Consider the following 14,116-nt stretch of genomic DNA (forward strand, 5'->3'; position numbering starts at 1 on the left):
AAGGTTACCGAGGTGCCGCTGCACGTCTAATTTGCGCCCCAAAAAATCTGCACTTTTCTGACGCAAAACGTCGTCGCGAAGCGACCAGACCGTCACCGATCGCAGTGATCGGTGACGGTCTGGTCGAATCGTGACAGAAAAGGGGCGGTTGAGCGGAGCGAAAAATACCGGTCGGGCGGCTAGCGGCCGGTGAAGACGGGGGCGCGCTTTTCGGTGCGGGCAACACGGCCCTCTTGGAGGTCATCGCTCATCCAGGCCGCGACTTGGGCGGCCGTGCGGTCTTCTGGGGCTTCGTCGCGGGCACCGTCACCGGTCAAAACCATCTTGTAGTGGCGGAGAGTGAGCGGAGCGTAGGTGGCGATCTCCGAAGCCCAATGCTGGGCGTCAGTAAGGTCACCGAGACGATTCGCGAAACCAACACTCAGCGCCTTATCGGCCGACAGCGGCTCACAACCCAAGAACATGCCTCGGGCATGACCGTCACCAGCCAGCGAAACGAGCCGACGAATCGTCCACTCGTCAACCGCCACCCCAATCTTCGCCGCCGGAATCCCGACAACCGAACCGGGCACCATCACCCGGAGGTCGGCGGCCATCGCCAACTGCAGACCGGCACCCAGCGCCGGACCGTTAATCGCGGCAATCACCGGGACAGGCGTCGCCTCAATCTGCGCGACGAGAGCAACCAACTTGGTAATGAACGCTTGGTCGTAGACGGGTCCGGAAAGGTCCGCGCCAGCGCTGAACACTGCACCGCGACCGGTCAGCACAATCGCTCGGGCACCGCCCTCAACCGCCTCGGTAAAAGCCGACGACAGGTCAGCGACCATCGCTTCGTCAAGGGCATTTCGCTTCTCTTCGCGGGCCAGCTCGATCGTTACAACCTGTCCGATGGCATTGCTCACAATCATGCGCAAATGCTATCGACCCATTCGGACATTCACCCGACCGGGGTCGCACCGCCTCAGCTAGATCGCCTTCACAATCCCCCGGCCGGTCGCTTCACCTGCAAGAATGCTGCTCAAGGCCGCAGGCAAGTCGTCGAGGCTCGTCTCGTAGATGAGCTTGTCTAGGTGGGCGGGCCGAAGGTCGGATTCGAGACGCCGCCACAAGCCGCGACGCACATCGGTGCTCGCCATCACCGAATCAATGCCTTCCAGCGTCACGCCGCGCAAGATAAACGGCATCACTGTCGTTTCCAGCCCAGCACCACCGGTAAGCCCGCTCGCAGCGACCGTCCCGCCGTACTGCGTCGTGGCCAAAACATACGCCAAGGTACGACCACCGACGCAATCAATGGCCGCCGCCCAACGTTGCTTGTCGAGCGGACGGATTTTCGCATCCGGATCCTCGGGGAGACGGCCGATCACCGACGATGCCCCGAGGCTCGTCAGAAGTTCGACGGCGTCGGCTTTGCCCGACGACGCAATCACTTCAAAACCGCGCTTCGCCAGCAGGTCAACGCTCACCGTGCCGACGCCACCGCTGGCACCGGTCACCAGCACCGGCCCATCGGACGGCTGCACTCCCCGATTCAGGAGAGCCTGAACGCTCATCGCCGCAGTGAAGCCCGCGGTACCGATCGCGGCAGCTTCGCGGGTGCTCAATGCATCCAGTTTCATCGTCCAATCACTGGAAACCCGTGCGTACTCGGCATACCCGCCATGCTGGGCGGTGCCGATCGCATGCCCATGAGCGACCACCCGATCACCCGGGGAAAACAGGTTCGACGACGACTCGGTAACCACGCCAGCGACGTCGATCCCCGGAATGATCGGATAGGTGCGAACCACACCGCCGCGCGGCGTCACCGCAAGCGCATCCTTGTAGTTGATCGACGAATATTCCACGCGTACCGTGACGTCCCCTTCGGGAAGGAACGACTCGTCGACGTCTTCCCGCGCCAGGGTGATAACCCCGTCGTTTTCGCGGGCAACCATCGCGGTGAATGTCATTGGCAATCTCCTCGCTCGTATTTGAATCCCCTACCCGAGATCATCTGGGCAAATTCGGCCATTTTTGGCCAAATTGGGGATTCAACTACGAAGCTCACCCAAACCAAAGAGCCGCGTCGCAGATGCGACGCGGCTCTTCAAGAACAATCATTTAGACGCCAAGCAGGTCGATCACGAAGATCAAGGTCTTGCCCGACAGTCGGTGGCCAGCACCGGCCGGACCGTAGGCCAGCTCCGGCGGCACGACCAGCCGACGACGACCGCCGACCTTCATGCCGGGGATGCCCTCTTGCCATCCGGGGATGAGCGCTTCCAGCGGGAAGCGGGCCGACTGGCCGCGGTCCCACGACGAGTCGAACTCTTCGCCGGACTCAAACTCAACGCCAACGTAGTGCACGTCAACGGTGCCGCCGCGCTGCGCCTCGGGGCCCTCGCCAACCACCAGGTCGGTGATCTCCAAGCTGCTCGGTGCCGGGCCTTCGGGAAAATCAACTTCAGGCTTGCTCATGATTTAACGGTCCCCCATCTGGATGAAATCGCGCTCGGTGTAGCCGGTGTACAGCTGACGCGGGCGGCCAATCTTGGTGGTCGGGTCGTTGTGCATTTCACGCCAGTGCGCAATCCAACCGGGCAGGCGTCCGAGAGCGAACAGCACTGTGAACATGCGGGTCGGGAAGCCCATGGCCCGGTAGATGACGCCGGTGTAGAAGTCGACGTTCGGGTACAGGCGACGCTCGACGAAGTAGTCGTCGTTGAGGGCAACCTCTTCGAGGCCCTTGGCGATGTCGAGGAGTTCGTCGCTGACACCCAGGGATTCCAGGATCTGGTCGGCGGTCTTCTTGACGATCGCAGCACGCGGGTCGTAGTTCTTGTAGACGCGGTGCCCGAAGCCCATGAGCTTGACGCCGTCTTCCTTGTTCTTCACCTTGGTCATGAAGGCCTTGGTGTCGCCGCCGGAAGCGCGGATGTCGTCGAGCATTTCGAGCACGGCCTGGTTGGCGCCGCCGTGCAGCGGGCCCCACAGTGCGTTGATGCCGCCCGAGATGGACGTGAAGAGGTTGGCCTGCGACGATCCGACGAGGCGGACGGTCGACGTGGAGCAGTTCTGCTCGTGGTCGGCGTGCAGGATGAACAGCATGTCGAGGGCCTTGGCGACCTCGGGGTTCACCTCGTAAGGCTCGGCCGGGAAGCCGAATGTCATGCGGAGGAAGTTCTCGACCAGGCTCAACGAGTTGTCCGGGTACAGGAACGGCTGGCCCTGCGACTTCTTGTAGGCGTAGGCCGCGATGGTCGGCAGCTTCGCGAGGAGTCGGATGGTTGCCAGTTCGACCTGCTCGGGATCCTTGGGATCGAGCGAGTCCTGGTAGTAGGCGCTGAGCGCGTTGACGGCGCTCGAAACGACGGGCATCGGGTGCGCGTTGCGCGGGAAGCCGTCGAAGAAACGCTTCAGGTCCTCGTGCAGGAGGGTGTGACGCTGGATGCGGTTGGTGAATTCATCCAGCTGCGTCGGAGTTGGGAGCTCACCGTAAATCAGCAGGTAGCTGACCTCGATGAAGGTCGAGCCCTCGGCGAGCTGCTCGATCGGGTAGCCGCGGTAACGCAAGATGCCTGCGTCGCCGTCGATGTACGTGATCGACGACTTGGTGGCTGCCGTGTTGACGAAGCCTCCGTCGAACGTCGTCATACCTGTATCAGCCAGGAACTTCCCCAGCTCAACCGAGTCACTACCCTCGGTGGCCTTAAGGATGGGCAGGTCAATTTCGCCACCGGGATAGGTGAACTTACCTGTCGCCTGGTTGGTCACGTCCTTATCAACGGACACACAAACCCCTTATAACTCGCGGGTGAGCAGTTGCTGGGTAACAACCTAGTCGTGGTTCGACTCGGACGCCGCACGTGGGTCCCATGTTCAGCGCCGCGACATTTGTCGCGTGCTCAGCTTACTCATAAGTGGGTACCGTGTTGGAATGCGAGAGCTCCGTGCGGGCGGCGATGCGATCGTCTTGGACTTTCATGGCGTCGCGTTCAGCGAATCCGAGACCACCTCGGTGGCACATGAACTTCGTTCGGCAGTGCTTCGCGGGCGGCTCGCACCGTGCGATGTGGTGTCGTCCGCACAGGCGATCCTGATCGAGGCGCGGCCGGGTTCTGGACTCGACGAGCTCGGCGTACGACGGGTCGTTCGCCGGGCGCGGCGAGCCTTCGCCGCAAGCCATCGCGAACCGGAGACCGCCACCGATGTGGGGGCCGATGCCGTCATCCCAACGGTGTACGACGGGGCCGATCTCGCCGAGGCCGCCGAGCTCGTCGGAGTGAGTCCCAATCACCTCGCCCAAGCACATGCCCGGATCATCTGGAGGGCCCAATTCCTGGGCTTTGCACCGGGTTTCGCATATTTGGTTCCCCACCCGGCGAGCCCCCTCCGCGACGTCAAACTCCTCGCGCAGATCGCTCGACGTCCTCAATCTCGACCATCCGTGCCCGCCGGTTCGGTGGCCGTCGCGGCCGGATACGGCGCCATCTATCCGCGCGAAGGGCCCGGCGGTTGGTACCTGTTGGGTCACACCGATGCGCCGCTTTGGGAACCCAGCCGACGAGAGCCGGCGATGCTCGCCGCGGGGATGCTGGTGCGGTTTGTCGCCGTCGATTCGGCAGCGACACACGGACCGTCGGCCATGCAAAATCACGTCGATTCTGGCGACCCAAAAATGACCGACGCAGACCACCGAGCGATCTCGGTCACACCGGCGTCTTTGTCCGTTTTAAGCCCCGGATTGTTGGCCACAATTCAAGACTTTGGGCGCCCCGGGCTCGCCGATATGGGGGTCGCACGGTCGGGGGCAGCCGACCTTCCGGCCCTTGCGTTGGCGAACCGATTGGTCGGCAATCCAGAGGATGCCGCAGGAATCGAAATCACCCTCGGCGGATGGTCGGCGCGGACACAGCGGGCGGTCGTACTGGCAGTGACCGGTCCGGCGGTAGACGTCTTCGTCGACGACGTCCCGGTCGGTAGCCACGCAACCATCGAGGTTCCCGCCGAGGCGGTGGTGCGGGTGGGCACTCCGTCGCGCGGTGCACGCAACTATGTGGCTATCCGCGGGGGAATTCTGGCACCGCAGGAACTTGGTTCTGCGTCGACCGACTTGCTCTCGCACCTTGGCCCCCGACCGCTCCGCGCAGGCGACGAGATTCGGCTGCGTTCCGACGAACTCGATTGGCCAACAACGCAACTCGCCCCCGTTGGCAGCAGCCCACGGGTCGTCGAACTAGTTGCCGAAGTGGGACCGCGCGATGCGCGACTAATCGACGTCGACGTGCTGAGTGAAGGCCACTGGCAGGTGACGCCCGCGAGCAATCGGGTGGGGGTGCGCCTCGATCGCGTCGGGGATGCCCCACTTCCGGAGCATCGGGACCTCCCGGGCATGCTGTCGGAGGGCGTGCCGCTCGGCGGCATTCAGATTCCGCCTAGTGGGCAGCCGGTGATCTTCCTGGCCGACCATCCGGTGACCGGCGGATACCCGGTGGTCGCCGTGCTGACGACCGAATCCCTGTGGCTGGCTGCGCAATTGGTGGCGGGCGATGAAGTCCGACTAATCCTTCGATAGCGCGGCGATTGACAGGACTGAGACGCATCGATAGGTTCGTCTCATGACGCAGGTTGAGGCTGGTTCCCCGTCGACCGAATCCCTTGCCCCGCCGGGCCCCGACTCGGTGACGTGGCGCTACTTCGGCGACTGGCGCGGCATCCTGATGGGCCTGTGGTCGGGGTCCATGCAAAACATGCATCCCAAACTGGCCGCAGGCGTGTGGGACCACTCCGACTTCTTCGGCGAACGATGGGAACGACTCAACCGATCGCTGTACCCAATCAGCGGCGTCGTGTTCGACCGCACGCCCGAAACCGGTCGCACGGTCCGCGACTATCACCGCACCATCAAGGGGACGATGGACAACGGCGAGCGCTATCACGCGCTCGACCCGGACGTCTTCTATTGGGCGCACGCCACGTTTTGGTACGGCAATATCCGCTGCGCCGAGGCCTTCGGACCGCCGATCTCCGAGGCCGACAAGCGTCGCCTCTTCGACGAGTCGCGCGGTTGGTACGCACAGTACGGCGTCAGCATGCGGCCCTGTCCGGACACGTACGAGGACTTCCTTGAGTATTGGGACCACATGTGCCGGTACGTGCTGCGCGACCATCAGGCCGTCCGCACCGTCCTCGACATCACCACCTTGCCAAAGCCGCCGTGGATGCCGGGGATTGTCCCGAACTGGCTGTGGCGCATCCAGATTCAGCAGATTCAACGCTTCTACATGTGGGTTACGACCGGCCTCTACGACGAGCCGATCCGCGAAATGATGGGCCTGAAGTGGTCCGATGCCGATCAGCGCCGGTTCCGATTGTTTGGCCGCTTCGTCCACACGACGATGAGCCTGGTGCCCAAGAGGTACCGTCGCCACCCCCGAGCCCGCGATGCCGATGATCGCTTGACCGGCCGCGTCGCCCCCGACGCCCCACTCCTGGAAACACCTGCCCGCAACCTGCCGTCGGGTGCCGAGCGCGACAACCCGATCCATTACTGCCCCGTGCATGCCAAACGTCGCGCGAATCTGCCGTGGAACACCAACGAGGTCAACGACTAAAAGTAAAAGGGTGGACCGGCAACGCGATCGCCGGTAGAAATGACCGCCATGCCCGAAATGATTGCACCCAAGGTCCTGAACTACGCCTCCAGCCTTGAAGAAAAGACGCTGGCCCAGGCACGTCAGACCGCATCAATGCCTTTCGTGCACTCGCATATCGCATTGATGCCCGACGCCCACCATGGGTTGGGGTCGGCGGTCGGCACCGTGATCCCAACGTTGAACGCGGTGATCCCCGCAGCCGTTGGCGTCGACATCGGCTGCGGCATGATCGCCGTCGAAACGCACCTGACCGCGTCCGACATCGCTGGCCTCGATCTGGCGGCGCTGCGTGATTCGGTGGAATCGGCGATCCCACTGTCGCCCGGCGTCTACAACTCGGGGACCGGCCGCTACGACTTCACTCAGGCCCGCCTCGACGAGCTGACGGAACTGGCCGAGCGCACCGGCGTCGACCTGAGTCACTCGCCGACGTGGCAGCGGCAGCTGGGGTCCCTGGGCGGCGGCAACCACTTTATTGAGTTGTGCCTCGACGAACGCGACCACGTGTGGCTGTTTCTGCACTCTGGGTCTCGCGGGGTTGGCAACAAGATCGCGAAGAAGCACATCAAGATCGCCGAACGCCTCTGCAAGCAGTGGTGGATTGAGCTGCCGACGCCCGAGCTTGCATACCTGCCGCAGGGCACGCCCGAGTTCAGCGCCTACCTCGCCGACCTGAAGTGGGCGCAGAAGTTTGCGCTCGAGAACCGTGGCGAAATGATGGACCGCTTTGTGCGCGCCGTCGAACATTGGACGGGCGCCGACCGCGACAGCATCGAGACCGACCGCGTGAACTGCCACCACAACTACACGGTGCAGGAAAAGCACCACGGCAAGACGGTGTGGCTCACCCGAAAGGGTGCGATCCATGCCGGCGACGGTGTCCGGGGCGTCATCCCGGGTTCCATGGGCACACGGTCGTATGTGGTGCGAGGTAAAGGAAGCAAGGCCGGATTGGATTCGGCGCCGCACGGTGCCGGACGCCGGTTCTCGCGGACCGAAGCCAGGCGCCGCTTCACCGCCGACGACCTCGCCGCCCGCATGGTCGGCATCGAATACCGGCACAGCGAAGCATGGGTCGACGAGATCCCCGACGCCTACAAGGACATCGACCAGGTGATGGAAGACGCCCGCGACCTCGTCGACGTCGAACACACCCTTCGCCAGATCCTGAACGTTAAGGGCACGTAGCAGGGGCTTTGTGCCCCGGGATTTTCCCCTTTTCTGTCACATCCACGGGTCCGGCGTCCGCCAGACCGTCACCGAACGCATCGTTTGGTGACGGTCTGGTCGAATCGTGACAGAAAAGGGGAAAGACGGAGCGGAGCGACGGCGCGTACGTAAGGTCAAGCGGAGTCTGGGCCGTCCAACTGACTACCGTCCACCTGCCCCGAAACAAGGAGCCTTCCTATGCCTGCGCCGCTGGTTCACCGTTCCGTCGAGGTTGGCGACATCACCATGCGCGTCACCGAGCAGGGCGAAGGTACGCCGATTGTGTTGTGCCACGGCTTCCCTGGCCTTGCCTACAGTTGGCGGCACCAGTTGACGGCGTTGTCGGACGCCGGTTTTCGGGTCATCGCACCCGACATGCGCGCGGCTACGGCGGCACCGACGCCCCAACTGACGTTGCCGCCTACGACCGCACGCACACTGTCGCCGATCTCACCGGGCTGCTCGATGCCCTCGGGATCGACGATGCCGTGTTCGGCGGCCATGACTTTGGGGCCCACCTGACCTGGGATCTCCCTGCGCTCGCACCCGACCGCGTGCGGGCCCTCATCCAATTGAGCGTGCCCCGCATGCCGCGGCAAAAGATCCGACCGACCGACGGTTTCGCCTACATGGCGTCCAAGCACTTCGTGCACTTCCACTACTTCCAGGAGTACGGCGTCGCCGACCGCGAGTTGGACGCTGCGCCCCGCGAGTTTCTCGGCAAGATTTTTCACGCGCTGTCGGGCGACGGGAACTACCTCGATTGCTGGAAGTTCCCGACCGAAGGCAACGGCTACCTCGACGTTCTCCCCGATCCGCCCGCACTCCCCTGGCCGTGGCTGACGCAGGAATCGTTCGACCATTACGTCGACGAATTCACCCGCACCGGCTTCACCGGCGGCCTCAACTGGTACCGCGCCGAAGACCTCGTCTGGGAGCAGATGGCCGAACTCCACGACCAACCCGTCACCGTCCCGACCCTGTTCATCGCTGGCGCAGAAGACCCGGTGCTGACCATGATGGGCAGCAAAGCTCTGGATCTCACGGCGCAGATGACGCCCGGACTGCGGCGGTCGTTGATCGTTCCCGGTGCCGGTCATTTTGTGCAGATGGAAGCTGCCGAGCAGGTCAACGACGCCATGATCGAGTTTCTGAACGACCTTTAAGTGGCGTCGGTTTCTTTCAACGACGTCCGGTAGCGCCAGAACACCGGGACTGCGAAGGCCGCGACCACCGTGAGCACTACTACCAGGATGCCGCCGCCAGCGAAGGTCACGGCGGTGCCGACCATCGCGGCCGACGCACCGTGGGTCACGTCGGCGATGCGCGGTCCGCCAGCCACGACCACGATGAAGACACCCTGTAGGCGGCCGCGGACGTCGTCGTTGGCGGCCGACTGCAGCATCGTCTGACGGAACGCAGCCGACGCCATGTCGGCGGCACCACCGATCATCAAAGCGACGATCACAATCGGCAAGATCGGCAGCATGGTGCCGTGGGCAAAGATCAGGACACCGCCAGCGACGACGATCGACAGTCCCCAAATGATGATGCAGATGATGACGGCCATACCCTGCCGTCGCACATGCGACACCCATCCCGACAGCACGCCTCCGACCACCGCGCCGAGCGGGATCGCAATAAAGAGGAGCGCGAAGGCGAGGCCGCCGTCGGTGGGGCCGCCGAAACTTTCATGCGCGATCTGCGGGAACAGGGCGCGCGGCATGCCGAAGATCATGGCGATGAGGTCGACGACGAACGACATCAGGAGCACTTTGTGGCCCTTGAGGTAGACAAGGCCGTCGATCACTGATTTGAAGCCGGCCGTCGGTTTGTCCATACCGGGCGTGTGTTCGGGAGGCAGCGGTGGCAGCGTGACGACGGCCCACAGCGTCGCGAACAGGAACACGGCGTCGGCCGCGTACAGCATCGAGAACCCGATGAACGGGATCAGCGCCCCGCCCACCAGCGGCCCGGCGATGGCTCCGGCCTGCATCACCGTCATGTTGAGGGAGTTCGCGGCGGGGAGCTGTTCCATCGAAATGATGCGCGGCAGCACGGCGGTCCGCGTCGGCTGGTTGACCGCAAAGAAGCCTTGCTGAACAGCAAAGATCATCAGCAGCAGCCACACATTATTGAGGTCGGCCGCCGCTTGCGCCCAGAAGGCCGCCGACGTGACGATGAGACCGATCGTGGTGACGATGAGGATGCGGCGACGGTCGTAGGTGTCGGCGAGGGCCCCGCCCCACAGGCCAAAAACGACGAGCGGCACGAGCCCGAAGATGCCCGCCAGGCCGACGTAGGCGGAGCTGCCGGTGATGGCGTACAGCTGCGCGGGCACGGCTACCACCGTCAGCTGCGCGCCGATGACCGTAATGATGTTGGCGGTCCAGAGCCGCCGGAAGTAGATATTTTGCAGCGGTCGCGTGTCGGCGAATATCCGCTTGGCCATTAGGGCTGGAGCCGCTCGAGGCGCCATCCGTCAGCGGTCCGGACGGCCCGCGCCCGATTGTGCAGGCGGTTGGCACGGCCCTGCCAGAATTCGACGATTTCTGGTTCGAGCCGATAGCCGCCCCAGGCTTCGGGAACCGGGATGAGTTCGTCGTCGCCGAATCGCTCGGCGGCAGCGCGGGCCGCTTCCTCGAGTTCAGCTCGCGACCCGATGGGCTGCGACTGTGCCGACGCGTACCCGGACAGTTGGGATCCGCGCGGTCGCGAATCCCAATAGCGTTGGGTCTCTTCGGGATCCACTTTGACGACGGGCCCACGGAAGTGGACCTGGCGTTCCATCGCGATCCAGGGGAAGGTCACGGACGCATACGGGTTGGCGGCCAACGCCAGCCCCTTTTGGGATTCGTAGCCGGTAAAGAAGACGATCCCCGCGTCACTGACGCCTTTGCACAGCACGGTCCGCGTTGCTGGGTGTCCGTCTGCGTCGACCGTCCCGATCACCATCGCGTTCGGTTCGGGAATCCGCGTGGCCACCGCCTCTGCCAGCCAGGCGTCGAACAGTTCGCGCCATGGCGGTTCCCCGGTCAGCCACGTCGGATCCAGATTCGCCGCGACCCCGTCGGCCCCCGCGGCGTCATCGCCTGCCTGATATCCGACGCGCATCCCAGGCAGATCCACTAGCTTTCTCACGCTGTCGATACTAGTGCCCCGTACCTCGATTGACTGAGCCGCGGAGTCCGCGATGTACCTTGTTGAGGTGTTCAGCGACCACCGCCGCCTGCGCGCAGCAGTTGCGTTTGAGCGGCGGACTGCCGTGACTGACTGGCGTCCTCGCAAAATTGCGGTCGTGCCCCTGAGTAGCGACGCACCGGTGGCACTTATTGCCGCGGTGATCGCGCGCGTTTGGACGACTGTGAAGCGACAAGAAGTCGCAGTGTTTGATCCTTCTGCAACAGGCCAAAGCGCGAGGTCACTGCGAGCGGGCTCCGATGTCGGACGGCTCTTAGATTTGATGGACGTCGACTCTGCGACGGTGCCGCGCAAGGAGATCGACGACTACTTGAGTTTTCCTGCCGATGGCCCCATCGCGCTACTAGCCCTAGGCATAGGCGACCCATCCCTGGCACAGTTCGAAGTCCAATTGACGTGCGACGTTCTGGCGCGACGGTTCCGCTCGACGATCACCGTGATAGATCCGACGGTCGCCGATGACCTCATGCAGCCAGCGCTTCGGAAGGTCACTCACGTCGTTGGGGTATCTCCGGATACCGTGCCGCCGGGCTGGTTGTGGACAGGCCAGCACCCACTCTCACGTTTCCGCGACGCTGGTCGGCTGACCGTAGTCACGCTTGGCGCACACGATGAGAGAGATACCGTGCAATTTCCGAATGTCGTCGACCTCACGCCTGCGCTTGCCGATATGAACCTCACAAGGGATGCCTGGTCTTGGTCGCCGCCACCTGATTACAGATTGCTGGGTCCGGCCGGTTCGATCGCGATGCTCCGGTTGGCGCAGACCTTGTTCACCGACCATCTTGAGAGCTGAGGACCTAGCACCATGAGTGTTCCGTCAATCACAGCACCGGCTGGGGTCCCTGCGCCATCGGGCAATACCACCGTTCCGGACTACAGCTCGACGCCGATCGAAACGCTCGGCGGAACGAATGTTCAGACTGGCGATGTGGCAGCCCCGGCGTCGACTCTGCCAACCGGCTATATCCAGAAGCTCGAGGTGGAGCGCGACGGCGTCGGAGAGTGCACCGTCGATGACCCCGACGGAGACGGTTCCCCGGGGGTCGCACTGGCCGATAGTCCGGAGGTTCCCGTTGCAGAGCAGGTAGGCGTTGGCGGCGCGGTCCTGACGGAAGCTGCCGGGCAGGAGCCCGGTCACACTTGGGAGACGACATTCAATGGCGGCAAGGTCGTCAATGTCATCCCCGAAGGCAATGGCGATCAGACCGTTGATCAGGTCTTTTATGACGCGGCGGGCAATGTCGTGTCCCGTCAGCGGGTGGTCTCCAACGGGGAGGGCGGATTCCAACGCTGGAGTAGCGATTCCGACGGACAGTCGGGCTACCAGTCCCAACTTGAGCCTGGTGCGGTGGTGACGGGGGCCAACTGGTCGCCCGGCGCTGACCCGGCCAATGACGGGGCGGCTTCGGCTTTTGTTCAGCGGTGGGACGGCCGCGAGACAGTGACCAGCAGCTATGGTCCGACCGGTGAAACAGTCACGGTGTCGCAGAAGATCGGATCGAACTGGGAGCATTCGAGCACGGCACCCGACGGAAGTGTGACCCTGGTCAAAACAGATTCCTCGGGCGCTTCCTCGGTGACGGGAAAGATCGACGCTCGCGGGTCCGGATGGCTCATTAATGACGCGGGCCAGAAGGTGACGACCTACAAGGATCCGGCTGGCTCACCTGTCTATATGTCAACCAACCCGGAAACAGGGTCTCGCACCTTCACTTACATCGACGCCAAGACTGGGCTACAACAAAGTCAGATCACTGATAAATCCGGCAAGGTCATCGGGCGAATCAACTATGGCAAAGATGGCAAAATCACCTCCGGTCGCCTGAATGAAGACGGCGTCCTCACAAAATGGAATAACGGCACAGTCACTCAACGAATTGGCGGTTCCGACGGGACTTGGATCGAGATCAGCACTTCGCCCGACGGTAACCGGACTGCGAAAACCTCCGACGGGCGGACCGCAACTGCCAAGCCGGGTGAGGATCTCAACGCCGCGCTGAATCCGCCAGACACCCGCTTAGGGATCCGGAAATTGTGGGACGGTGCGTGGGACTCAGGAAAAGGCACGGTGAACGGCCTAAAGTCAATGGTCGGCGTAGGGCCAGACGGTACATTCGACACTTGGAAGGGTCTCGGCGAAGGCCTTCTAAAAACTGGGATTATGACCAGTGGTGCCATCTTCTATTACAACGAGTACAAGCAAGCCACCGACCCCGACTTCGTCCGCACCGACACAATCGGAGACCACTACGCGTGGGTCACCGAAGCCCTCGTCGGAGTTGACTTCCGAGACTTCGCTGGGGAAGACCCATGGGGAACGAGCGGAAAACTCATCCTTGGCGTCGGCCTCGCCATCATACCGGTCAAGGGATTGTCTGCACTCAAAGGACGCCCCCGGAAGATCAGTACCGGTGCCCCGAGCCCTAAAGCACCGATCCCGTCAACGACGATGCCTAAAACTCACCAACCCGGAACGACCCTGAGCACGCCGGCAGTCCCCAGACAAGCACCGCGGCCAACAATCCCCGAACGACCCATCACGCCACACCCGGCACCCGACCTCCCACCCCCAAAGACCACCCCCAAGGCAAACCCCACCAACCCCGCCCCCGACCTCGCACCAACGGCCCCAACACCGCCAACTCCTAAACCCAAACCACTCCCCGAGACCCCACACCCACCAAGCCTTCCCCCGAAGGCCCCCAACCCAACTCGCCCAGCACCCCCCACTGGACCGAGCAAGGCTCCGAACGCACCCGCGCCCGGAACCAAACCGCGGACCCAACTCCAAGAAGTCCATCTAGACTCCGGGACAAAGGGAGCCTGGAAAAAGGAACTAAACAAACCCCAGCCAAATACCCGCTACATCGTGAACCGCGGCCGGTTCATCTACGAGACCGACGCGCTCGCCCGAGTAGTCCGAGCCACCGGAAAAATCGACCAGCTAATCACGGCCGCACGCAACACGTACCAACAAAGAATTGCCGGCGGAAAGTTCCGACTCCCCACCGACGACGGCGGCCACCTATTCGCCACCATGTTCGGCGGCCCCGGCGAAGCCA

At 63.3% G+C, this 14,116-nt stretch carries 11 protein-coding genes and 1 pseudogene; 6 read left to right on the forward strand and 6 right to left on the reverse strand.

Annotated elements, in window-relative coordinates:
- Window positions 1-179: 179 nt before the first annotated feature.
- The 4 genes from WBA38_RS18160 to WBA38_RS18175 form a co-directional block, all read right to left on the reverse strand.
- Window positions 180-911, reverse strand: a complete 732-nt coding sequence (locus tag WBA38_RS18160; protein WP_424293944.1) for an enoyl-CoA hydratase — start codon at window positions 909-911, stop codon at window positions 180-182.
- A gap of 57 nt (window positions 912-968) precedes the next feature.
- Complete coding sequence (locus WBA38_RS18165; protein ID WP_424293943.1) at window positions 969-1,955, reverse strand: oxidoreductase; 987 nt, start codon at window positions 1,953-1,955, stop codon at window positions 969-971.
- Window positions 1,956-2,106: 151 nt separating this feature from the next.
- Entirely contained in the window at window positions 2,107-2,463 is a 357-nt protein-coding gene (locus WBA38_RS18170) for an FKBP-type peptidyl-prolyl cis-trans isomerase (RefSeq protein ID WP_424293407.1), read from the reverse strand.
- A 3-nt stretch (window positions 2,464-2,466) separates the two neighbouring features.
- Window positions 2,467-3,777, reverse strand: a complete 1,311-nt coding sequence (locus tag WBA38_RS18175; protein ID WP_424293406.1) for a citrate synthase — start codon at window positions 3,775-3,777, stop codon at window positions 2,467-2,469.
- Window positions 3,778-3,922: 145 nt separating this feature from the next.
- On the opposite strand from WBA38_RS18175, the gene WBA38_RS18180 reads away from it, so the two are divergent.
- The 4 genes and pseudogenes from WBA38_RS18180 to WBA38_RS18195 all read left to right on the forward strand — a co-directional run bounded on the left by WBA38_RS18180 (window position 3,923) and on the right by WBA38_RS18195 (window position 9,016).
- Window positions 3,923-5,560 carry a 5-oxoprolinase/urea amidolyase family protein gene (locus WBA38_RS18180; protein ID WP_424293405.1) on the forward strand — a complete coding sequence of 546 codons (1,638 nt, stop codon included), beginning with the start codon at window positions 3,923-3,925 and terminating at the stop codon, window positions 5,558-5,560.
- 43 nt (window positions 5,561-5,603) lie between these two features.
- The gene (locus tag WBA38_RS18185; RefSeq protein WP_424293404.1) at window positions 5,604-6,599 is read left to right on the forward strand and encodes an oxygenase MpaB family protein; all 996 of its coding nucleotides are present in this window, start codon (window positions 5,604-5,606) and stop codon (window positions 6,597-6,599) included.
- 48 nt (window positions 6,600-6,647) lie between these two features.
- Entirely contained in the window at window positions 6,648-7,829 is a 1,182-nt protein-coding gene (locus WBA38_RS18190) for an RtcB family protein (protein ID WP_424323261.1), read from the forward strand.
- Window positions 7,830-8,048: 219 nt separating this feature from the next.
- Window positions 8,049-9,016 (forward strand): annotated as a pseudogene (locus WBA38_RS18195) (alpha/beta fold hydrolase).
- On the opposite strand, the gene WBA38_RS18200 reads toward WBA38_RS18195, so the two are convergent.
- Together WBA38_RS18200 and pdxH are read right to left on the reverse strand one after the other, a co-directional pair.
- Complete coding sequence (locus tag WBA38_RS18200; protein WP_424295044.1) at window positions 9,013-10,302, reverse strand: MFS transporter; 1,290 nt, start codon at window positions 10,300-10,302, stop codon at window positions 9,013-9,015. The pseudogene WBA38_RS18195 and the gene WBA38_RS18200 overlap by 4 nt on opposite strands.
- Window positions 10,302-10,964 carry a pyridoxamine 5'-phosphate oxidase gene (pdxH, locus tag WBA38_RS18205; RefSeq protein ID WP_424295048.1) on the reverse strand — a complete coding sequence of 221 codons (663 nt, stop codon included), beginning with the start codon at window positions 10,962-10,964 and terminating at the stop codon, window positions 10,302-10,304. Before pdxH ends, WBA38_RS18200 begins: the two co-directional genes overlap by 1 nt.
- A gap of 94 nt (window positions 10,965-11,058) precedes the next feature.
- On the opposite strand from pdxH, the gene WBA38_RS18210 reads away from it, so the two are divergent.
- A complete protein-coding gene (locus tag WBA38_RS18210) occupies window positions 11,059-11,847 on the forward strand; it encodes a hypothetical protein (protein WP_424295043.1) in 789 nt (262 codons plus the stop codon).
- Between the two features lie 12 nt (window positions 11,848-11,859).
- A partial coding sequence (locus WBA38_RS18215) for a DNA/RNA non-specific endonuclease (protein ID WP_424323260.1) occupies window positions 11,860-14,116 on the forward strand: 2,257 nt, incomplete at its 3' end.

The organism is Gordonia sp. (in: high G+C Gram-positive bacteria) (assembly GCF_049647785.1).
GTDB lineage: Bacteria > Actinomycetota > Actinomycetes > Mycobacteriales > Mycobacteriaceae > Gordonia.

What these genes read in the sequence shown, in the direction of transcription:
- WBA38_RS18160 (WP_424293944.1), bottom strand. Translation starts at nt 911, where the DNA reads ATGATTGTGAGCAATGCCATCGGACAGGTTGTAACGATCGAGCTGGCC.
- WBA38_RS18165 (WP_424293943.1), bottom strand. Translation starts at nt 1,955, where the DNA reads ATGACATTCACCGCGATGGTTGCCCGCGAAAACGACGGGGTTATCACC.
- WBA38_RS18170 (WP_424293407.1), bottom strand. Translation starts at nt 2,463, where the DNA reads ATGAGCAAGCCTGAAGTTGATTTTCCCGAAGGCCCGGCACCGAGCAGC.
- WBA38_RS18180 (WP_424293405.1), top strand. Translation starts at nt 3,923, where the DNA reads ATGCGAGAGCTCCGTGCGGGCGGCGATGCGATCGTCTTGGACTTTCAT.
- WBA38_RS18185 (WP_424293404.1), top strand. Translation starts at nt 5,604, where the DNA reads ATGACGCAGGTTGAGGCTGGTTCCCCGTCGACCGAATCCCTTGCCCCG.
- WBA38_RS18190 (WP_424323261.1), top strand. Translation starts at nt 6,648, where the DNA reads ATGCCCGAAATGATTGCACCCAAGGTCCTGAACTACGCCTCCAGCCTT.
- WBA38_RS18200 (WP_424295044.1), bottom strand. Translation starts at nt 10,302, where the DNA reads ATGGCCAAGCGGATATTCGCCGACACGCGACCGCTGCAAAATATCTAC.
- pdxH (WP_424295048.1), bottom strand. Translation starts at nt 10,964, where the DNA reads ATGCGCGTCGGATATCAGGCAGGCGATGACGCCGCGGGGGCCGACGGG.